This window comes from Salmonella sp. SAL03688 (assembly GCF_046551895.1).
Lineage (GTDB): Bacteria > Pseudomonadota > Gammaproteobacteria > Enterobacterales > Enterobacteriaceae > Salmonella > Salmonella enterica.
On record NZ_JBGDVI010000005.1, the window covers coordinates 19,652 to 40,672 of the forward strand.

A 21,021-nucleotide genomic window follows, 5' to 3' on the forward strand; every position below is an offset into this window, starting at 1 on the left:
TAAATTTCCCGAGTGTGCCGGGTGAGCATCTGGCGCGCCGTCTATTTTTAGGAAAGCGGCGGCCCGTTCGCCGGAAATCGATTAATGACGATATGGGAAAATGCTATGCAATATCAATTACTGATTAATGGCGTGCTGGTGGACGGCGAGGGAGAAAGGCAGTCTGTTTATAACCCGGCGACAGGCGAGGTCATACTTGAGATTGCGGAAGCGTCGCCCGCGCAGGTTGACGCCGCAGTGCTGGCCGCCGATAGCGCGTTTGCCGAATGGGGGCAGACCACACCCAAAGCACGGGCGGAATGTCTGTTAAAACTGGCGGACAGCATCGAGCAAAACGCCCTTGAGTTCGCCCGGCTTGAATCGCAAAACTGCGGTAAGCCTTTGCACTGCGTAATTAATGATGAAATTCCGGCAATCGTGGATGTCTTTCGCTTTTTTGCCGGCGCGGCCCGTTGTTTGAGTGGGCTGGCGGCGGGCGAATATCTGGAAGGACATACGTCGATGATCCGCCGGGATCCGATTGGCGTGGTTGCCTCTATCGCGCCGTGGAATTATCCGCTCATGATGGCGGCCTGGAAGCTGGCGCCAGCGCTGGCGGCAGGTAACTGCGTGGTGATTAAGCCTTCTGAAATTACGCCGCTGACGGCGCTTAAACTTGCCGCGCTGGCGAAGGATATCTTTCCGCCGGGGGTGCTCAATGTCCTGTTCGGACGAGGGCAGACTGTTGGCGATGTATTGACCGGTCATGAAAAAGTACGCATGGTCTCTTTAACCGGTTCTATCTCGACCGGGGAGCATATTCTGCGCCATACTGCGCCAGCGATAAAACGTACGCATATGGAACTCGGTGGTAAAGCCCCGGTAATTGTTTTTGATGACGCCGATCTGGATGCGGTGGCGCAGGGCGTCCGGACTTTCGGTTTCTATAATGCCGGACAGGATTGTACTGCGGCGTGCCGTATATACGCGCAGCGCGGTATCTATGATGCGCTGGTCGAAAAGCTGGGGAACGCGGTGAGCAGCCTGAAAATGGGCGCGCCGGAGGATGAGTCGACAGAGCTGGGGCCGTTAAGTTCGCTGGCGCACCTGAAGCGCGTCACAGCGGCTGTAGAGGAGGCGAAGGCCCTCAGCCATATCCGTGTGATTACTGGTGGAAGTCAAACGGAAGGTAAAGGTTACTATTTCGCTCCGACGTTGCTGGCAGACGCAAAACAGGAAGATGCCATCGTGCAACGCGAGGTCTTCGGCCCGGTGGTCAGTATAACCGTCTTTGATGATGAAGATCAGGTTCTGAGGTGGGCCAACGATTCTCACTATGGTCTGGCATCCTCCGTCTGGACTCAGGACGTCGGGCGGGCGCACCGGCTTAGCGCCAGATTGCAGTATGGCTGTACCTGGATTAATACCCATTTCATGTTGGTTAGCGAAATGCCGCATGGAGGGCAAAAACAGTCGGGATACGGCAAAGATATGTCATTGTATGGTCTGGAAGACTACACCCTTGTCCGCCACATCATGGTTAAGCATTAAGGATCATTTACTGTTCAGAAAAATCGTGAAAAAATAGGCGGGTGTCGGCGGAGAGGGGGACCTCCCCGCCAACATGCGCAGCAAGTACTCAAAGGTTGAACACCTCAAGCAAACCAGCCGAATCTCAACGAGATCAGACCCAAAAGTCCTGCAGCAGCAAAGACATTAATCAGCACGACGGTTTTACTGGAAACATTCATTTTCGCCACCTTTCATCATAACCCCTATGGGTATAGTACGGGTTGGCGAGATCCGCAATAATACGTAAACAGGATATTCTGTGAGCGGAGCCGTGCATTGAGAACGTTTTGCTGTCAAGGCTGATAAACCTTGATGTGTGTCAAATAAAAAGAGCATATTGCGCGCGTTTTTTCCTCTGGTTGGCGCGGATGCCTGATATGACCCTCTTTCAAAAGATATTAATTTTTTACGCCGTCATGGCGGTGATATCATTCCTGATCACCTGGTTTTTGACTCATGACAAAAAACGAATTCGTTTCCTGAGCGCCTTTTTGGTTGGCGCGACATGGCCGATAAGTTTCCCCGTCGCATTGCTGTTTTCGCTTTTCTGACCTCAAGCCCGATACAGGTTACCGGGCATGGTTTTTCCGCCAGGTCAGGCTATCAGGGCAATTAATTGCGCTCTGTCTACGTCGGTAACGTCCTGCGGATGCCGATATCCTGCGTTCTCATTGGCCAGGGTATACAGCGCAACAAGCCAGTCATAGACATAGCGGCTGGCGGCGTGAACGGGCTGTTCGTCAAGCTTTGTTAGACGCAACATTGTCGAACGCGGCGTTACGGCGAAAATGGCTGCGCCTTTCTGAACGCGGCTGGCCGGGCGTTGGGCCTCCTCGATATTGGCGTAGCCGAGCCAGGCGATGAAGTTACCAATGATGGCATGAAGCTGCGCGCTGCTCACCTCCTCGCGCTGCATGGTTTTCTGTAACTGCTGAGGTAAACCGAGGCGATAGCTGGCGGTAATTAAAATCTCCGCCACGGCGTTGAGCATCTGCGGTTCCAGTCCCAGACGTTGCGCATTATCCCGGCAGTGGGCCCACTGGCGCAGATGATTGATCCACATTTTGTGCGCCTGATAGCCCGTTTCGTGACCTTCTGACGCTGAAGCGCGCGTTGGTTCGTCGGCAAAGAGATCGATCGCGTCATTAAATAAACCGCTGACCTGTTCTTCTCGCGACTGTCGGGTGCGCAGCAACGCTTCGAAGTTCTGTACCGGCGGTAACAGCCCGGCCAGCAGGTCGCCATGTCTGGCGGCCTGGGCCTGAAGACGCCGGATCACGGTTTCAACCGGTAGCCGCGCGTCATCAAACATCGGTAACAGATCGCGCACGCGGCCTCGCAGTTGTTCGCGTAACGCCTGTAAGCGCGCCTGTCGCTGTGGTGCCGATGTCGCCTGCGATAACCACTCCACCAAACGCTGCATACTGTGTTTATCCAGCGCCTGCAACGTTCCCCAATGCACGCCAGGTTTACCCATCAACTGCTGGACGGCCTCATCCAGATTTTGCTGGGTGGCAAATCGGGCATCCTGTGGAGTAATAGCCCAGACGACGCCGGGTAACGCTGATTCATGCTGCGGCTGCGTGGCGTTAACCCACTCCAGTAAGTGACGGGCGGCAGTGGACGTTTGCGAGCGAGATGCCAGAGCATTGCAAATCACCAGAACATCGGGCTGTATCTGCTGACGGCAATGGGCCAGCATCCAGCCTAATTTCGCCCGCCATAACGGATGAGGATGACTGTCTGGCGCGACCGGAATATCCAGTAAATCAACGTTATCCAGTACGCTATTTTCAACGCTTAGCACCAGTTCGCGGGTAAGCAGCGCCAGAGAATCAAGCGAAAGGCTGACCGCATTGAGCAGTCGGCCTTCCTTAACCGGATGCACCACCACATCGCTTTGCGTATCGCTGGCGGTTAGCGCCATTTGCGTCAGGAAGTTTTCCGCCGGTAAGCCAAAATGATCGACCAGCAGGCTGAGCGGCGCCGCCAGTTCCCCGGCATGGCCGGTTTGTTGCAACATATGCGCCAGCGCCAGCCATTGCTGGGTGATCTCCGGCTGCTCTCCCCACAGTAATGCCCAGGCGTGCGCCCGTGTCGTGAGATCCAGTGCAGGCAAGAGCGAGGCAAAGTGTTGCCATGTCGCATCATCAATATGTTGTCTGGCGGACGGCAGGCAAGAGCGCCAGAAACTCGCGATGGTCGCTACCTCTTCAGCGGTAACGCCGGGGACGGGCTGCGGTTGGCGAAGCGATTGCCATTTCTCCAGGCGTGATGTGATAATGGATTTTTCGACCTGGCGACAAATGGGGGACGCGCTGGTCCAGGCAATAAAGATCTGCACCAGTTCGGCTTCACTGATCAAGCGCAGGCGCAACGGCCAGCCGTTCTCGTTTGAAAAAATGTCGCGCGTAAAGCGAATAGCCATATTCGCTGGCGCATGACCCGGATTGATGTGGCTGAAATAATCATAGTCACGGTCCGGCGTGATAATTTCCAGCTTGCCATTCTCGTTACCGCATAGCGTCGTTAGCAGATGCGCTTTTGCGGATTGCGCATACCCGTACAGACCGACGCAGCCATGTGATGCGCAGGCGGCGTTGAGCGCTGACTCATCCGCCGCGGCAAGCGTAAGTTGCGCCAGCAGAGCGTCGGCTTCGTCATCCAGTCGCGTTGCGTAACGGCGCGTGTTGTTAACCCACTCGATAACAGCCTGGGTGGCGTTTAACGGTTTTGTCATTTCAGGTATACACTCCCGCTATCTATCCAGTAGTGGCTGCCGCTGTGGCGACGGTCAGCCAGCGTATTCAATTTTAATGTCAGCGCATCGGCGGCGACCGGCGTCCCGTCCTGGAGCCAGGCATCACTTAATATGAACGATTCCGGGGCGCTATCTTTGCTACTGCCGCGTAATTTCAGTCGCACATTCAGTACGCCGTCGCCAGCGATGGTTTTCGCCAGTTCGGCGGAATTAATGCTCAGGCAATAGAGTGGGGTTGCCGGCCAGCGACTGTTCGCCAGTTGACGAAAGCCCAACGTCACGTTGCCGCGTAGCGGAAAATGCAGGCGAGCGTCCAGCGTCGCGCCGGGTTTATCCAAATCGATCTCGTGATACCAGATGTTTTCATCGCGAAGGGTATTAACGGTATTATCCAGTACGCCAAGATAACGCACAGTCGAATACGCGCCGATATCAGCCGCTTTAAAATTGAAACGCGGCAGACGTAAGTCCAGCGCCAGGCTGCATAACATCGCGCCCACCGCGGCAGTGGATTTTGGATTACCGATACGCCCTTGTTGACTGAAGGGATACCATTCATGTACCTGATACTTATCCATCCACACAATGCGATTAACCGGCACCGGTTGTAAGTGCCGGATGAGCGCCTGTACGCCGGGTAAACAGGTCGGTCTCCCCGTCACCAGCAAGATATCGCAGTGATAGTGGGAGATCGCTTCGCAGACTGCATGAAGCGGCGTTGTCAGCGTAAACTGACCGGCCAGCAGAGCCTCCTGAAGCTGGCTAAACTGGATTTGCAACGGCACATTGAATATATCAAATGTCGGCGAACCAGACGGTAAGGCATGATCGATCGCCTGCTGGATATAGTTCATCACGTTGCTTGTTGGGCGGCGGATCAGCAGATCGCCAAATGTCGCATGTAAACCGGCAAACGGATCGTTAATGTCGCTTTGCTCCCAGGCGGAAAGTACCGCATGGCCCAGCGGCATAAATAATTGCAGCGCCGTTTGCTGGCGCAAAATGGCCTGAGTATCAATTCGTCCCGAATCGCCAAATAAGGTCGCCAGCAGGGCGGCGGCATCCGTAACGCCTGCCCGTTGCAACGCCGTTTGCAGGGAAGGGAGTACGCAACGCTGAATGATATCCAATAGCAGATCGTCCCCGGCGACTTTAAAACCTTCGCGAAACAGGAGCTGAGGCGTAATTTTTACATTGGCCCCCACGCCGTCATCTAACTGATAGTGAACGATCGCCATATCCGTCGTGCCGCCGCCGATATCAATCGATGCCACGCGCAACGCGCGTCCGGGGACGACGCCGGGTTCAGGCTGGCGATCCGGTCTGGCGAGCGCATTAAAAAAGGATTCGGTACGCCCGGCGTAATGCGAAATGGCTTCGTTATAAAGCCATACCAGTTGGCCGCAACTTGCTTCGTCCCATTCCATCTGTATTTCTGGTACCGGCACCACGCTTTTTTCACGCTGCTTAGGCGTGGTGAAATCCTCATCCTGCGGATGCCAGCCCATGGCTTTCCAGACCAGCGCCAGCGCTTCAAACATTCGCTGGCGGAAAATTTCTCGCTCCTGTTTCGGCATGGCGGAAGGCAGCGTTAAAATCAGGGTGCGTAGCTGGCGCGGCGAGGCGGGAAAGCCGAGCCGCAGCCGGGTGGCGACGCTGTTAATTTGCCCCAGCGCCTGAGCCAGAATTTCGCACAACATATGCGTCATCAAGGTGCTACGGCTGTATTGCGGCGAAAAAACCGGTAGCCTTTCTTCATGCGGCAGGCGGAATAACGGCTGTCCGTCATCGTTCATCAGATTCATCAGCGGAAACGCGGTGGCAAGCGGTTCGCGCTGCGTTTTACCGTGGATCTGGCTAAAGCGCCAGTCCTGCAAGGCGGGGGTTTCATCCCACAGGTAGCGGCGCGGGCTGGAGATACCGCTGCTGCCTTCGGTGCCCACACGCTGCATAGCAAGGGCGCGAGCCTCGTCGCCCACACGCACAATGGAAGGCCAGACAAAGGCGTCGTCTCGTCCGCTTTCGACAGAAAAGTGTTGCTTGCCAAAGCGCGCTTCCGAGAATTCTACCCGGCTGGTAAATAAAGGATCGTTCAGATACTGCGGCTCGCTTAAAGAACGCACCTGAAGCTCTGCTGTCTGGCGTAACCCGTCATTCGCATCGCCATGATCCTCGATCAAGACGCCGCAGGTATGCGTATTGCCGACATCCAGAATCAGATCGACCGGGATTGCGGGCGTGCTTAACGTATGTGTCACAAACTTTACTTCCGGCACCGTAAGCTGTTCCCCTAACAGCGTCAGTAAATTCAACCAGTGCGCCTGATACTCAAAGCTACGCAGCGCTTGTTGTATGGCCTGTTCCGAACGGTTTTCCACCTGTGAGGCATACTGAAGAAACGACTCGCGCAGCCAGCCGTCAATCCATGTCTGGTCAAGAAAATCGGCAACTTCTTCATCGCGCCAGGCGAGCGCAAAACGTGTGCCATTGAGCAGATCGTTTTCGCAAGGCGCCAACGCCGCAGGCATATTTTTTGCCAGTTGACTGTCGAAGGCGAGGGTGATGCGGTGTGTGTTTCCGGCGCTATCTGGCTCGCTGAGTTTACGTACCTGAATGCGCGCCCAGTTATCCGGCCCGTCAATAAAGGTACGCGGCGGATTAAAACGCAGGAACGGCAGGGGAAGCCAGATTCCGTCGAGTACATCCAGAGAATAGTGCAGCGTCTGAGTGCTTTCCGGTTTCACGACTTCGGGTTGGCCGCCAGCACGTCCAGGCAACGTGTAGCGCCCGCTGGTCAGATCAAAATCGAGGCGCAGTAGCGGGCCGTTTGCCGTTTTGCGCACAAAACGTCCGTAGTGGGCCGACTCTTGCGGCGTTAAGCCAAAATCAAGAAACTGGACGCCGCTGTTTGCAATGAGCGTGACGCTCTGTTTGTAATCACACAGATTGACCAACATAAAATCAGGCACCTATCTTTTTAAACGTCAACGGAATTGCCGCGTGGTCGCCATAACGGGCGGTACAGGTTGCGACGTCATTGACGCCTGCTTTACAGGTAATTTCCGGCATCGAATAACGTGAGCCGTCGGTGCAGCGCGCATTGCCGCGACTTTTAATCATCAGCTCGCCCGTTTGATGCAGACCAGAGAAAATTTCCGCCCGACAAACCACGTTATCGCCATGTACTACGCGCGCGATACCTTTGTTATTTTGGATCTGATAACGCAGAGAGGGCGGCTTGCCGGTAATCGGATCTTTGACATCCACGCTGACCCGCCAGCTACCGTTTAAAAAGCGCGTGGTTCCAAGCTTCATCTGCGTACTGTCCATCACCAGCGCGTCTTTGGGGATAGCGGCAATGATAACAGGCGCTTCCGGCAGCGGCGCCGCTTTGGGGGCGGGCGTCACCTCAGCGCGATGCAGCGGCAAATGCGCGGTGAGTTCAGGCAAGGGGGTAACGTCAGTTTTCGCGGTAGCGACAGGCGCGGCGCGAACAGGAGAGGACCCGTCAACGGATGAAGATGGCCAGAAAAAAGGCGTGGCGACGGCGGCGATAACCACGGCAGCGACAGGTAAGCTCCACAGCGGTAGACGGTGAGCTCTTTTCGCCTCAGCGACCGGGATGGGTGTGGCCGGCTTCGGCTCGCTAACGATAACGGGCGGCGCAACAGGTTCCTCCGGCATTTTCGGCGGCTCAATGACAGACGTTAACAAAGGTTCATCCGCCTGACTAAATGCCGCCTCTACCAGCGGCTTTGCTTCGGGTTCCGGCTCCGGCTCGACCAGCGGGATGTCAGGGATTGCCTCGGTTATCCGCAGGCAGTCCAGCACATCATCGCGTGTATTTTCGTTGAGATTAACGAATCCCCAGAAGGTGATAACCGGTTTGCCGTTAACCAGGAAAACATGATTTTCGCCGGGAAATTGCGTCGCCTTCTCAAGTAGCGATCCAAATAGCTGAAGCGCTGTTTTACCGGATTGCAGACTTTTGCGACTGAGTGCAGCCGCGCTTTCAAAAGTGCTGGCTAAATAACGTAAAGCCAGAGAACGTGTCTCTTCGTCAGCCGCTTTCCACGCTATCGCCTGACCTTCAATCGGCGAATACCAGTCAACCCGATCGCCATTATCGTTAAGTTGCGGAATCGCCAGACAGTCAACCATCGCCTGCTGTTTACGCAGACGAAGCGTTTCGCGAATTTGCAATGCTGATTCAAATACGGCCTGACCGCCGCCGCCCACGGCCTGATAATCATCCAGATTGCCGCTGCGCAAGAGAGATTTTGCCACGTTGTTATCCCTTAGACTTCTTCACGCGTCTACTTTACGGGGTCTATACGCAAGCAAACGGCGGAAGAAAGGCAAAAAGGCGCGAATTCTCGGTCTATTAAGCCCCGTGTTTCCACTTGACGTAAGTTAAATCAGGGTGGCGGCGGCGAATTACCGCATCGGGCGACAATAACGCGTATAATAGGCGAATCATGCTGTTACAGAATAAAGAGTAGGAGAGCTTATGTCGCACCTGGAGGAAGTGAGCGCCCGCGTGGATGCCGCCATCGCGGAGAGCGTAATTGCCCATATGAATGAATTGCTGATTGCCTTGAGCGATGACGCTGAATTACGTCGCGAAGATCGTTATGTGCAGCAGCAGCGTTTACGCACGGCTATCGCGCATCACGGCAGGCAATATCAAGAAGATCGGGACGCGCGCCGCGAGCAGCTCACCAAAGGCGGCACGATCCTGTAACCCATTAAAACTGGCGCTTCGCAATCAGCCATGCGCCAATGACCAGCAACAGCGCGCCAAACGCCGGCCCGACCATTGCGCGTAACGTGACGCCGTGGCTACGCGCGATATCCAGCGCCAGTCCGCCGATTAACTGGCTGGCGACCAGTACCGCGATAGTCGTCGCGGCGCCAACGTTCTGATACCCGCTAATGCTGGCAAATACAAAAAATGACCCCAGCAGACCGGGGATCAATGTCCACCAGCGCACGCTGGCGACCAGCTCGCCGAAGCCCGTAGCGCCTTGCTTAAACCACAATATCGTCACAAATAAAACGATCCCTACCAGCGAGTTCAACAGCATAGCGATCAGAATCGTCGATGATGTCTGCGTAATACGCACCATAATACTGTTCTGTACCACCAGCCCGACGCCGGCGGCGATCAAAAAGATAAGCGTCAGCGACTGGTTCATCAGCAGGCGTCCGGCGCAGCGTGTTCATCAAGCTGGAGCTGCATAAACGTAAGATCTAACCAACGGCCAAATTTTACGCCGACCTGCGGCATTTGCGCGGTAACGGTAAATCCCAGCGAATGATGCAGGCGTATCGAGGCGGCATTCTGTGACTCAATACCGGCCACCATCACATGCTTGCCGCAGCGTCGGGCTTCGTCGATCAGTCTGCTGAGCAGCTTTCGCCCCAGTCCTTTCCCCAGGTGCGCCGGATGAACATAAACCGAGTGCTCGACGGTATAGCGAAAACCGTCGAAACTGCGCCAATCGCCAAATGATGCATAGCCAGTCACCACGCCATTTTCTTCGCTTACCAGCACCGGATAGCCCAGTAATTGACGGGCCTCATACCAGGCAAGGCGATTATCCGTATCGACCGTCCGATCGTTCCAGATGGCCGCAGTATGTAATACCGCATGGTTATAGATTTCGGTAATCGCGGCGCAGTCTGCTTTATCGGCAAAGCGAATCGTCATAGGGAACCCCAGGGAATGTTTACGATAGTGTTAGAAATACTATTGAAGGCGGCATAAATCAACGAATTAGCGCAAGAATTCATATTTAGCGAGAGGGGAAAGAAAGTCGTTCATAAAAGCGCACAGCCTGATATCTGAGAGTGTTTAACTCCCTCAGAAAGCTAATGTTCGACTATTATTGATGGATTATGCCAGGCATGAGGAGAATAGAATGAAGCAACAGACCAACCGAAATCGTCGTTGGGTTTTGGCCTCGCGTCCCCACGGCACGCCGCAGATGGATAACTTCCGCCTCGAAGAAGATGACGTCGCGACGCCCGGTGAAGGGCAGGTGCTATTGCGTACCGTTTTTTTATCACTCGACCCTTATATGCGTGGCCGCATGAGCGATGAACCCTCTTATGCGCCGCCAGTTGAACCTGGCTGCGTTATGGTTGGCGGTACGGTCAGTCGCGTTGTCGCGTCAAACCATCCTGATTACCGACCAGACGAATGGGTGTTGAGTTACAATGGTTGGCAGGATTATGACATTTCAGATGGCGAAGGGTTGGTAAAGCTGGGTGATAATCCGCAACATCCTTCCTGGTCATTGGGTATTTTAGGAATGCCGGGGTTTACCGCCTATATGGGGTTACTGGATATCGGCCAGCCGAAAGAGGGCGAAACGCTGGTTGTCGCCGCCGCCACCGGCCCCGTAGGCGCAACGGTTGGGCAAATTGGCAAGCTGAAGGGCTGCCGGGTCGTGGGTATTGCCGGCGGCGCGGAAAAATGCCGTCATGCGACAGACGTTTTGGGATTTGATCTGTGCCTTGATCATCACGCTGATAATTTCCCACAACAGCTTGCGCAGGCCTGCCCGCAGGGTATCGATATCTATTATGAGAATGTCGGTGGTAAAGTCTTTGACGCCGTCTTACCGCTACTGAATACGTCGGCGCGGATTCCGCTCTGCGGTCTGGTCAGCGGCTACAATGCGACAACGTTGCCGGACGGTCCAGACAGACTGCCACTGCTGATGGCGACATTACTTAAAAAGCGTATTCGCCTGCAAGGTTTTATCATCAACCAGGACTATGGTCACCGGATACATGAGTTTCAGCAAGAAATGGGGCGTTGGATCAAAGAAGGGAAAATACATTACCGGGAGCAGATTACTGATGGGCTGGAAAATGCGCCAGAAGCGTTTATGGGGCTGCTGGCGGGGAAGAACTTTGGCAAAGTCGTGATACGTTTAGCGGACGATGCGTAAAGAAAAAATGGCGGCATTATGTCGCCATAAAAATGTGCAAATTTTAAAATTCCGGCTTTACTTATATTCATCATTCAGATCGCGGTGGGGCAGCTTATCTCCCTCAGCGGCCTGAACCGGTCAAAAATCTCGATACATGAAGGAATGACGGAGATAAAACGGTTGCCATAAAGAAACCTGTATTGTTGTAAAAGATGAGAATATCACGCAAGTAAATTATCACTTTTATTTATTTGGCCGTTCAGGTCTGGATTATCTTTTTTACAATTAAGTTCCGAAACTTCTTCGGGACTCGATTGCGATGTTGTTCTGCCAAGAGGTGAAGGAAGGAAAATGCCGGGTACGGAAAAAACACAACATATAAGCCTGACCACACAGGTTGAAAATCGGTTAAAGCATCAATTGTCTATTGGCGCATTAAAACCAGGCGCAAGGCTTATCACTAAAAATATCGCTCAAGAGTTAGGCGTCAGTATTACGCCGGTGCGTGAGGCCCTGTTAAGGCTGGTCTCTTCCAGTGCTTTGGCGGTGGCGCCAGCACAGGCGTTTATGGTGCCGGAGATCTCGCTGGAAAGTTTGCTGGAAATTAATACGATTCGTACTGCCCTGGAGGAGATGGCGGTGGTCGCCGCTGCGGGTAAGATTACTCCGGATCGCGAGCAGACGCTGAATGCGCTATTAGATGAATTTCAACAGGCGCTGGAAAGTGGCGTTATGGAGAAAATTCTTTTGGCCAACCGCGCATTCCGCTTTGAGATCTACCACTACGCGGATATGCCAACGCTGTATGCCATGATCGAGCAATTATGGGTACGCCTGGGGCCAAGCCTGCATTTTTTATATGATAATTTTAAACTTGATGATTATCAAAACGGCGTTAATCTGTACAGAAAATTGCTTAATGCGTTAGTGACTGGTGATAAAGAAGCCAGTCGCCACTGCCTACAGAACGTTTTGCAACAAAACGTAGCGACGATTAAAAATCAGTACTTCATGTAACCTTCATGAAACTATGACTTATCAATAGCGGGGATTCCCCGCTATTGCCGGATATTTGCCGGATATTTATTCAAATTGCCATGCCAGATTAATCCCCACGCCATAGTTACGCCCTGGCGCTGGCTCATAATATCGGCCATTAGATTCATTAACGATCACCGAACCGATATATTCTTTATCAAATAGATTATCTACCCGCCCAAAAATATCGACGGTAAGCTGACTGTAATTAAATTTATACCCTGTATTTAGTCCAACAACGGTATACGAAGGCGCTTTGGCGGTATTTTCATCATTGGCCATGATATCGCCCATATACCGAACGTCTGTTCCGGCGTACCACCCCTCATCCGGGATAAAACCTAATGAGGCGAATCCCATATTACGGGCGATGCCGGGCATCCGGTTTCCATCACAGTTTTGCCCCTGACAAACGTTACTGCGATAGGTCGCATCCAGCCAGGTCCATGATGCTTTCACCCGCCAGTCGCCGGCGAAGCGCTGGTCCAACGCGAGCTCTGCGCCCTGGCGGCGCGTTTTGCCCGCGTTTTTGTAGGTAGTGCGTCCTCCCATACTGCTGGCGACAACAATTTCATCATCGGTATCGGTTTGAAATAACGCGGCGGTCAACAAGCCATTGCCAATCCGCGTTTTACTGCCGACTTCCACCGTATCATTGGTCGACGGTTTGAGGTCAAAGTTGAACCCGCTTTGGCCGTCAGCGCGATAAGAAAGTTCATTGATAGTGGGAGTTTCAAATCCGCGACCGGCAGCAAGATAGAGATTCCAGGCGTCAGTTAACGCATATTTTAGCGATCCGGCGGGTAGCCAGTGGTGATAGCTGGCGTCGCCGCTGTCATCGCCATTGCCGGGCGCGATATAGTGATCGTTAGAATCGAACCACACGGAACTGTAGCGCACGCCAGCATCCAGCGAGAGTTTTTGCGTAAGCTGCCACTGGGTTTGCAGATAAGGATCGACATTCCACATCAGGTTACGCTCATCCCGCCGTAAATCGCCTTTATGCCCGAACTCAGGGGTGCCGTTGTTGAGACGGAAATTATTGTAACCCTTGCGGTTTTCGCTCATGTTTTCATAGTTTACTCCGCCAGTGAAGGTAACCGGCACACCTAATTCTCCCCGGTGAGTCCAGCGGGAATCAATGCCCTGATAGTGGCGTTGCAGTGTAATTACGCCGCCAGCCTGAGCCGGTTTTAGCTGTGCCACCAGGGGAATAGACTGGTATTGCGTGGTTTCCCGCTCTCCGGCGTAGGCCATCACGCTGATATCATCCTGCGCGCTGAGCTGACGTTCATAACGCAATCCTGCCTGAGTTTGTTTGATGGTTTTACGCGTATTGTACTGTTCAGCGCGGGGCGCCTGTTGCGGATCGGCTTTCCATTCAAATTCGGTAAGTCCGCCGGGATCGTCCGCCTTAATGTCCACACTATTAAAAATCAGCGAGAGTTTACTGACATCGTCAAGGCGCACGCCCAGTTTGGCATTAGCCAGATTTTTTCGCGCGCCGCTGTGATCGCGGTAGCCGTGGGTGGTGAAACGGGTAGTTGATACCGTGTAATCCACGTCGCCAGGCTGTGTGCCGTCACCCATCGCGCCCGTGGCTTTTAGCCCATAGCGCCAGCTTCCATAACTGCCGTAGTAGCTGCTGGCCTCAAGGGTGGGCGGCTGTCTCCCGGTTTCGGTGGTGACATTTATCACGCCGCCGGAAGCATTGCCGTATAGCGCTGAGAAGGGGCCGCGTAACACTTCAACGTCTTGTATGCTGTTAATATCAATATTCGAAATCTGGCCTTGTCCATCCGGCATGGTGGCGGGAATGCCATCAACATACAGACGAATGCCGCGCACGCCAAAGGCGGAACGCGAGCCAAATCCACGGATAGAGATTTGCAGATCCTGCGCGTAGTTCTGCCGGTTCTGCACCTGCAATCCCGGGACGCTGGTTAAAGTCTCAGATAAATTAACGCGCGGCGTCGCCAGACGCATGTCTTCTCCCTCAATGACGCTAACGGCGGCAGGTGTATCCAGTTCGGATACGGTTTGCGGCGTTGCGGTGACTATCATGGTTTGTTCATTGGGCGCGCTGGCGGCCTGAAGGACCGGGGAGAAGGTCAGAGGCAATAAGAGGGCGGGATAAAGTCGCTGTCTAACGGAAATAATTTTCATGAAAATGCCGGATAAATGTAAGCGTATCAACGGAAAACGTGACATTAAGGGTAGTCAATATGTAAAGTTTTGAAATTTTAATCGCACATTAAGTTAAGAAAATGTGCGGTATTTAAGAGCCATGACATTCGCAGGCGAGGAAAAGCTCCACTTTCTGATAAATAATGATTATTATTCTCAACTTATAATAAGTGCGGAACGAAGATCCCGCGCAGCGAAGTAGTGTGAAGCAGCTATACACGTTTTTATCAAAGGGAGTCGTCATGCACTTACGTCATCTTTTTTCGCCGCGCCTGCGTGGTTCTTTATTGTTAGGTTCGCTCCTCGTCGCATCCTCATTTAGCACGCTGGCGGCGGAAGACATGCTGCGTAAAGCGGTAGGCAAAGGCGCTTATGAGATGGCCTGGAGTCAGCAAGAAAACGCGCTCTGGCTGGCTACATCGCAAAGCCGTAAACTGGATAAAGGCGGCGTAGTTTATCGTCTCGACCCGGTGACGCTGGAAATCACGCAAGCGATTCATAACGATCTCAAGCCGTTCGGCGCCACCATCAATGCCGCGACCCAAACGCTGTGGTTTGGCAATACCATTAACAGCGCTGTTACCGCAATTGATGCCAAAACGGGTGATGTAAAAGGTCGTCTGGTACTTGATGAGCGCAAACGTACTGAAGAGGTTCGTCCGTTACAGCCCCGTGAGCTGGTTGCCGATGCGGCGACCAACACGATCTACATTAGCGGTGTTGGTAAAGAGAGTGCTATTTGGGTAGTGGATGGCGAAACCATCAAACTGAAAACGACGATCGAAAATACCGGCAAAATGAGTACGGGTCTGGCGCTCGACAGTAAAGCGCAACGCCTGTACACCACCAATGCGGATGGTGAATTTATCACCATCGATACCGCCAGCAATAAAATTCTCAGTCGTAAGAAGTTGCTGGATGACGGTAAAGAACACTTCTTTATTAACCTGAGTCTCGATACCGCAGGTCATCGCGCGTTTATCACCGACTCGAAGGCGACTGAAGTCCTGGTTGTCGATACCCGTAATGGCAATATTCTTGCCAAAATCGCGGCGCCTGCCTCTTTGGCCGTCCTGTATAATCCGACACGTAACGAGGCTTACGTGACGCATCGTCAGGCAGGGCAGGTCAGCGTGATCGATGCGAAGACCTATAACGTTGTTAAAACGTTCGATACGCCGACGTACCCGAATAGCCTGGCCCTATCGGCAGATGGTAAAACGCTCTACGTCAGCGTGAAGCAGAAATCGACACGTGAACAGGAAGCGACGCAGCCGGATGATGTTATTCGCATTGCTCTGTAAATAGGGTATGGAGGGGGAAACCCCTCCAGTCATCTCTTTAAACGCACCGATACGCCTCGTTACACCCCGCCGATAGCCTGATGATTCTGTGAGAATTACACTGCCTTTTTGCTGTAGTTAACTCATTATATTCACGAGGAAAATATGAAAAAGTTATTTATATGCTCAGGTTTGGGCATGATGTTTTTTATGCTTGCGGGTTGCACAACCAACTATGTGATGACGACGAAGAATGGGCAAACGATCGTAACTCAGGGTAAGCCACAGTTAGATAAAGAGACGGGGATGACCAGTTATACCGATCAGGAAGGCAACCAGCGGGAAATTAACAGCAATGATGTGGCGCAGTTGATTAAGGCTGACTAAGCATTGGGCGCGATGCGGTGTTGGCGGCAACGCGCATTAAACCCGGCAGGCCTGGGGCTGCCGGGGAGGGGGAATGTTATGTCGCTGCTTCTTCTTTCAATACGACACTCTCTGTCGAATCCGCCGTCACTGGCGCAGTGCGATGGATCTCCGCCACACGACGTCGCACGCCAAACCAGCCGGCGACCAGCAGAATGGCGATCAGCGGCAACGAGGCGATAGTGTAAGTTCCATTCGGGTAGTCAAACGCCATGAGTACCAGCACGCTTAGTAAAAACAGCAGCGTTAGCCAGGAGGTAAAAGGCGCGCCGGGCAGTTTAAAACTGACGTCTGCGGCTTTGCCTTCTTTTATCGCCTGGCGTAAACGCATCTGGCACACCATGATAAACGCCCACGACGCGATAATGCCGAGCGAGGCAAAATTAAGAACGATCTCAAACACGCGGGAGGGGACCAGGTAATTCAGGAACACGCCGACCACGTAAACCACCAGAGTCGCCAGAATACCCGCATAGGGCACATGCTGACGGCTCATTTTCGCCATGAATTTCGGCGCGGAACCCCCCATCGACATTGAACGTAAAATTCTCCCCGTACAGTAAAGCCCGGAGTTCAGGCTGGAAAGCGCGGCGGTTAACACCACGATATTCATAATACTGCCGATATAAGGCACGCCAAGTTTAGAAAAGAAGGTGACAAACGGACTTTGCCCCGCCTGGTAGGCGTTCCACGGCAGCAGCAAAACCAGCAATACGACCGATCCTACATAGAAAAGACCAATACGCCAGATCACGCTATTGATGGCTTTTGGCACCATCGTCTGTGGATCTTTGCACTCCCCAGCGGCGGTACCGACCAGTTCAATCGAAGCAAAAGCGAACACTACGCCCTGAATCAGTACCAGCGCGGGCAACAGACCGTGCGGGAAAAAGCCGCCATTATCTGTAATCAGGTGAAAACCGGTGGCATTACCCTCAAGCGGTTGACCGGTACCGAGAAAAATCGTGCCTACCACCAGGAAGATAACAATGGCGAGTACTTTTATCAGCGCGAACCAGAACTCCATTTCGGCAAACCATTTTACGCCGATCATGTTCATGGTACCGACAATGGTTAACGCACCGAGCGCGAACACCCATTGCGGAACGTCGCCAAATGCGCCCCAGTAGTGCATATATAACGCCACTGCGGTGATATCGACGATCCCGGTCATCGCCCAGTTAATAAAGTACATCCAGCCTGCGACGTAGGCCGCTTTTTCACCCAAAAATTCACGGGCGTAGGAGACGAAGCTCCCGCTGGAAGGACGGTGCAATACCAGTTCGCCCAGCGCGCGTAAAATGAAAAAAGAAAAAATACCGCATATCAGATAGACCAGCGCCAGTGCCGGTCCGGCCATTTGCAATCGGGCGCCTGCACCTAAAAATAAACCGGTGCCAATCGCGCCGCCGATAGCAATCATCTGAACCTGACGATTCCCCATCGCTTTGTGATACCCCTCTTCATGGGCGTTCAGCCAGCGTCGTTTCGCCGCATGTTGTTCTGCGGCGTGCGTAGTCTGTGTTTTCATTACGTTACCTGTTATAGCCTGTCCTGACAGAAAAATTCCTTATGCCGCGACGGGCGCTCACCAATCGATTGCCTGCAATGGCGAATGCCGCTTTTCCCTGATTCTGTGACAGGGATAAAACCGCCGGCGGAGCATCCTACCTGCAATTGTTAAATGACGCAAAACATACGGAAAGAACAAAATGAGGATGTCGAGTTTATTTGTGTGGTCAGATGTGGTGCGGTGTGGTCACGATTCAGCCAGATAAGACGCCAGCACAAATCCGCAGTGATTGCGTTGCGCAATAATTAATCAGCGTTAATCCCTGCGGGGATTTATGGTCATAGATATGACCTCGTACGGTAAACCACCTGACGATATTGAAGCAGCATAAATAAGGCCGTTGCGCCTGTTATTCTCCTTTTCTCCTGAAAATGTATGCCTTTGAGCAATTTTGTTGATTGACATATCGTCATAATGAGAGAGGAGTAGGACATATAAAGCTATTGAGCAAAATTTGAAGGAGCAGGATATGCCACATACATCAGTTTCTACCTATGCCAGAGCTTTATCAGGAAATAAGCTACCTCATGTTGCTGCAGGAGATTATGAAAATAAATTATCAACAAAAATCATGAAAGGCATCTTGTTTGTGCTTACCGCAGGACTGGCCTACGGATTTACGCGAGTAATTGAACATTATTGCAATGTTACGCCTAAAGTTGATGAGTTCTGTGCCAATGCAGGGAATATCCATAATCACCTTGCTGATGCTGTGTGTGATGGGCTGTATACTATAGATGTCGACCTTTCTGATGGTCGGAGGTTAACATTCGAACAACTCTCGCTGATGGCTGGACGTGAGCCAATCGTCAGGATATCGGATGGCGAACATACCGTTGAGGTTAAGGGGTCCTTTGAAGAGATTTGTATGAGACTGGAAGAGGGCTTTTTTGAAGCGCCAGCGTACTATGATTATGATATTGATGAAAAATATAAAACCGTCAGAGAGCGAATGGCAGCATATAATGCCTTACCTCAGGCATTAGGCGCCATTCCGTGTTTAGAATATTATATCGCTCGGGCCAGCAACATGCAGGAGGCGAAAGCGCAATGGGCGGCCGACATAAAAGCTCGCTACCATAACTATTTGGACAATTATTAAAAAGCGTTTATGTTTAGCCAGTTTTGTTAGAAATCAGACTCGCTGAGCCGGCGTTAAAAATTTTAACACGCCGCTATTTTGGCGGCGTGTCGCAAAGAGATTCTCAGAACCCGATTTCCGTTTGTACGCCAAAATTCCACGTACCTCCGGCGCGACAGCCGGCCTGTCTTATTTTTTTCAAAAGTATCCAACGCTATTCCACGGATAGGGTATCCTGTTGCGCAGCGATATCCGCCTCAGCCTGTGTGCCGAACGCAAGCATTAATGTTAATGGAAGCCTCAGATGACCTCTTTTTTACATGCTTATTTTACGCGATTACATTGTCAGCCGTTGGAGGTTCCTACGGTTGAAGCGCTCAGAACGCTTCACTTAGCGCACAACTGCGCGATTCCTTTTGAAAATCTGGATGTGCTACTGCCTCGTGAAATACAGCTCGATGAGACGGCATTAGAGGAGAAACTGCTTTATGCCCGACGCGGTGGATACTGTTTTGAACTGAATGGCCTGTTTGAACGTGCGTTACGCGACATCGGTTTTAACGTCCGAAGCTTATTGGGGCGGGTCATTCTGTCTCATCCTGCCAGTTTACCGCCGCGCACGCACCGTTTGCTGCTGGTTGATGTTGAGGATGAGCAGTGGATCGCTGACGTGGGGTTTGGCGGCCAAACGCTAACCGCGCCGCTTCGTCTGCAGGCTGAAATTGCTCAGCAAACGCCGCATGGCGAATACCGTCTGATGCAGGAGGGGAGCACATGGATTTTACAATTCCGCCACCATGAGCACTGGCAGTCGATGTACTGTTTTGATCTGGGGGTGCAGCAGCAGAGCGATCATGTGATGGGCAATTTCTGGTCGGCTCACTGGCCGCAATCCCATTTTCGTCATCATTTGTTGATGTGCCGCCATTTGCCTGATGGCGGCAAGCTGACATTAACGAATTTCCACTTCACGCGTTACCACCAGGGACATGCCGTTGAACAGGTCAATGTACCGGATGTACCGTCGTTGTATCAGTTACTTCAGCAGCAGTTTGGTCTCGGCGTAAATGATGTAAAGCACGGTTTTACCGAGGCGGAGCTGGCCGCGGTAATGGCTGCATTTGATACCCATCCGGAGGCGGGAAAATAATTTTTTGCCGCGAGGGTTTGCGGGCCTGACAAAGATTAAAAAGTAATGGCCCATTCGGCATGAAACAGAATGACCGCCTGGCCGGAGATGGTGACGTTTTCCGGCTGGTTATCGCGAATGGTGACGGTAACATCAACAGTACCCTCTTTGCCTAAAGCGCGCCCCTGATGGCCTTGAATCTGCAGCGTTTTACCGTCATGCGCCATCAGGCCATGATGGACGAGCCATGCCCCCATCGGGCCATTGGCGTTTCCCGTTACCGGATCTTCCACAATTCCTATCGCCGGGGAAAACATTCGCCCATCGGTTTCGTTTTTTCCCGGACGAATCTGGAAAGGAAAAAAGCCGTTACAGCCAATTTGCTGGCTGATTGCCGTCAGGGCTGCCAGATTCGGAGAAAGGGCATCAATATCAACGTCTGGTTTGAGCAGGATCATCACTTTTTCATGTCCTGTTGAAGCCACCTGAATTGGCGCTCCCGGCACGATATCATCTTCAGTCAGGTTCAGCGCGGTGATAATGGCAGCCCGAATCTCTCCGACTAACGGTGGTTCAAAAGAGGGCTGACCTTGTTCCAGCGTGATGCGATAGTCGTTGTGTTCGGCATGAATTTCAACGCGATGACGGCCCGCTAACGAGGTTTGCCAGACGGTGGTGTTTCCCAACCCCAGTACCGTTGCCCGAACATAATGCGCGGCCACGGTGGCATGACCACAGATGGGGACTTCTACTGTCGGTGTAAAGTAGCGTATGCGCACATCACTCTCTTCGCTTTTTAGCAAAAAGGCGGTTTCCGAGTGACGAAGTTCACGGGCAATCAGCTGCATCTGCGCGTCTCTTAGCGTATCCGCATGTAAGACAACGCCAGCAGAGTTGCCGCGAAAGGGTTCGCTGGTGAAGGCGTCAACATGGTAAATCTGCGGTTTCATTGATGTTCTCCTTTGACTGAAGAATCATCATAGCCTGTGCGTTGCCGAATGACGACGCCCATGTGTTTTCTTTGCCCGGTAAGCGTACCCCCGGGCAA

At 52.7% G+C, this 21,021-nt stretch carries 18 protein-coding genes; 9 read left to right on the forward strand and 9 right to left on the reverse strand.

Features of this window, described 5'->3' with window-relative positions:
- Window positions 1-84 precede the first annotated feature (84 nt).
- Window positions 85-1,530: an aminobutyraldehyde dehydrogenase gene (patD, locus tag ACLJR2_RS06575; RefSeq protein WP_000158098.1), complete on the forward strand. Its 1,446-nt coding sequence runs from the start codon at window positions 85-87 to the stop codon at window positions 1,528-1,530.
- Window positions 1,531-1,634: 104 nt separating this feature from the next.
- Here patD and yncL read toward each other — a convergent pair whose 3' ends face one another.
- Complete coding sequence (yncL, locus tag ACLJR2_RS06580; protein WP_001103198.1) at window positions 1,635-1,730, reverse strand: stress response membrane protein YncL; 96 nt, start codon at window positions 1,728-1,730, stop codon at window positions 1,635-1,637.
- 198 nt (window positions 1,731-1,928) lie between these two features.
- Between yncL and ACLJR2_RS06585 the strand changes: the two genes are divergently transcribed.
- Entirely contained in the window at window positions 1,929-2,102 is a 174-nt protein-coding gene (locus ACLJR2_RS06585; protein ID WP_001522647.1) for a GhoT/OrtT family toxin, read from the forward strand.
- A 44-nt stretch (window positions 2,103-2,146) separates the two neighbouring features.
- Here ACLJR2_RS06585 and srfC read toward each other — a convergent pair whose 3' ends face one another.
- Genes srfC through srfA form a run of 3 tightly spaced genes read right to left on the reverse strand, consistent with a single transcriptional unit; the run spans window position 2,147 to window position 8,599 of the window.
- Window positions 2,147-4,291: a virulence-associated effector SrfC gene (gene srfC, locus ACLJR2_RS06590; RefSeq protein WP_000165617.1), complete on the reverse strand. Its 2,145-nt coding sequence runs from the start codon at window positions 4,289-4,291 to the stop codon at window positions 2,147-2,149.
- Window positions 4,288-7,269, reverse strand: a complete 2,982-nt coding sequence (locus tag ACLJR2_RS06595) for a virulence factor SrfB (RefSeq protein ID WP_001534102.1) — start codon at window positions 7,267-7,269, stop codon at window positions 4,288-4,290. Before ACLJR2_RS06595 ends, srfC begins: the two co-directional genes overlap by 4 nt.
- 4 nt (window positions 7,270-7,273) lie before the next feature.
- Window positions 7,274-8,599 (reverse strand): virulence-associated effector SrfA, encoded by a 1,326-nt coding sequence (gene srfA, locus ACLJR2_RS06600; protein WP_001534084.1) that lies wholly within the window; start codon window positions 8,597-8,599, stop codon window positions 7,274-7,276.
- A 223-nt stretch (window positions 8,600-8,822) separates the two neighbouring features.
- On the opposite strand from srfA, the gene ACLJR2_RS06605 reads away from it, so the two are divergent.
- Window positions 8,823-9,056 carry a YdcY family protein gene (locus ACLJR2_RS06605; RefSeq protein ID WP_000018720.1) on the forward strand — a complete coding sequence of 78 codons (234 nt, stop codon included), beginning with the start codon at window positions 8,823-8,825 and terminating at the stop codon, window positions 9,054-9,056.
- Window positions 9,057-9,060: 4 nt separating this feature from the next.
- On the opposite strand, the gene ACLJR2_RS06610 is transcribed toward ACLJR2_RS06605, so the two are convergent.
- Together ACLJR2_RS06610 and mddA are read right to left on the reverse strand one after the other, a co-directional pair.
- Window positions 9,061-9,510, reverse strand: coding sequence for a DMT family transporter (locus ACLJR2_RS06610; protein WP_001076571.1), 450 nt, complete (start codon window positions 9,508-9,510; stop codon window positions 9,061-9,063).
- Window positions 9,510-10,025 (reverse strand): L-methionine sulfoximine/L-methionine sulfone acetyltransferase, encoded by a 516-nt coding sequence (gene mddA / locus ACLJR2_RS06615; protein WP_000155372.1) that lies wholly within the window; start codon window positions 10,023-10,025, stop codon window positions 9,510-9,512. Before mddA ends, ACLJR2_RS06610 begins: the two co-directional genes overlap by 1 nt.
- Before the next feature lie 211 nt (window positions 10,026-10,236).
- Here mddA and ACLJR2_RS06620 point away from each other — a divergent pair, with 211 nt between their 5' ends.
- Window positions 10,237-11,274 carry an NADP-dependent oxidoreductase gene (locus ACLJR2_RS06620; protein ID WP_001534077.1) on the forward strand — a complete coding sequence of 346 codons (1,038 nt, stop codon included), beginning with the start codon at window positions 10,237-10,239 and terminating at the stop codon, window positions 11,272-11,274.
- A gap of 333 nt (window positions 11,275-11,607) precedes the next feature.
- Window positions 11,608-12,273: a colanic acid/biofilm transcriptional regulator McbR gene (gene mcbR, locus ACLJR2_RS06625; protein WP_001119592.1), complete on the forward strand. Its 666-nt coding sequence runs from the start codon at window positions 11,608-11,610 to the stop codon at window positions 12,271-12,273.
- Window positions 12,274-12,339: 66 nt separating this feature from the next.
- Here the strand turns inward: mcbR and pqqU are convergent, their stop codons facing one another.
- A complete protein-coding gene (gene pqqU, locus ACLJR2_RS06630; RefSeq protein ID WP_000692048.1) occupies window positions 12,340-14,460 on the reverse strand; it encodes a TonB-dependent receptor PqqU in 2,121 nt (706 codons plus the stop codon).
- Window positions 14,461-14,723: 263 nt separating this feature from the next.
- On the opposite strand from pqqU, the gene ACLJR2_RS06635 reads away from it, so the two are divergent.
- Complete coding sequence (locus tag ACLJR2_RS06635) at window positions 14,724-15,785, forward strand: YncE family protein (RefSeq protein ID WP_000550645.1); 1,062 nt, start codon at window positions 14,724-14,726, stop codon at window positions 15,783-15,785.
- A gap of 144 nt (window positions 15,786-15,929) precedes the next feature.
- Window positions 15,930-16,151: a YgdI/YgdR family lipoprotein gene (locus tag ACLJR2_RS06640; protein WP_000732362.1), complete on the forward strand. Its 222-nt coding sequence runs from the start codon at window positions 15,930-15,932 to the stop codon at window positions 16,149-16,151.
- A gap of 76 nt (window positions 16,152-16,227) precedes the next feature.
- On the opposite strand, the gene ansP is transcribed toward ACLJR2_RS06640, so the two are convergent.
- The gene (gene ansP / locus ACLJR2_RS06645) at window positions 16,228-17,721 is read right to left on the reverse strand and encodes an L-asparagine permease (RefSeq protein WP_000857112.1); all 1,494 of its coding nucleotides are present in this window, start codon (window positions 17,719-17,721) and stop codon (window positions 16,228-16,230) included.
- Between the two features lie 511 nt (window positions 17,722-18,232).
- On the opposite strand from ansP, the gene steA reads away from it, so the two are divergent.
- Window positions 18,233-18,865 carry a type III secretion system effector SteA gene (gene steA, locus ACLJR2_RS06650; protein ID WP_001534055.1) on the forward strand — a complete coding sequence of 211 codons (633 nt, stop codon included), beginning with the start codon at window positions 18,233-18,235 and terminating at the stop codon, window positions 18,863-18,865.
- 283 nt (window positions 18,866-19,148) lie between these two features.
- On the forward strand, window positions 19,149-19,994 hold the full coding sequence (nhoA, locus tag ACLJR2_RS06655; protein WP_000200321.1) for an N-hydroxyarylamine O-acetyltransferase: 846 nt from the start codon (window positions 19,149-19,151) through the stop codon (window positions 19,992-19,994).
- 35 nt (window positions 19,995-20,029) lie between these two features.
- On the opposite strand, the gene ACLJR2_RS06660 is transcribed toward nhoA, so the two are convergent.
- A complete protein-coding gene (locus tag ACLJR2_RS06660) occupies window positions 20,030-20,923 on the reverse strand; it encodes a PhzF family isomerase (RefSeq protein ID WP_000804289.1) in 894 nt (297 codons plus the stop codon).
- Between the last annotated feature and the right edge of the window lie 98 nt (window positions 20,924-21,021).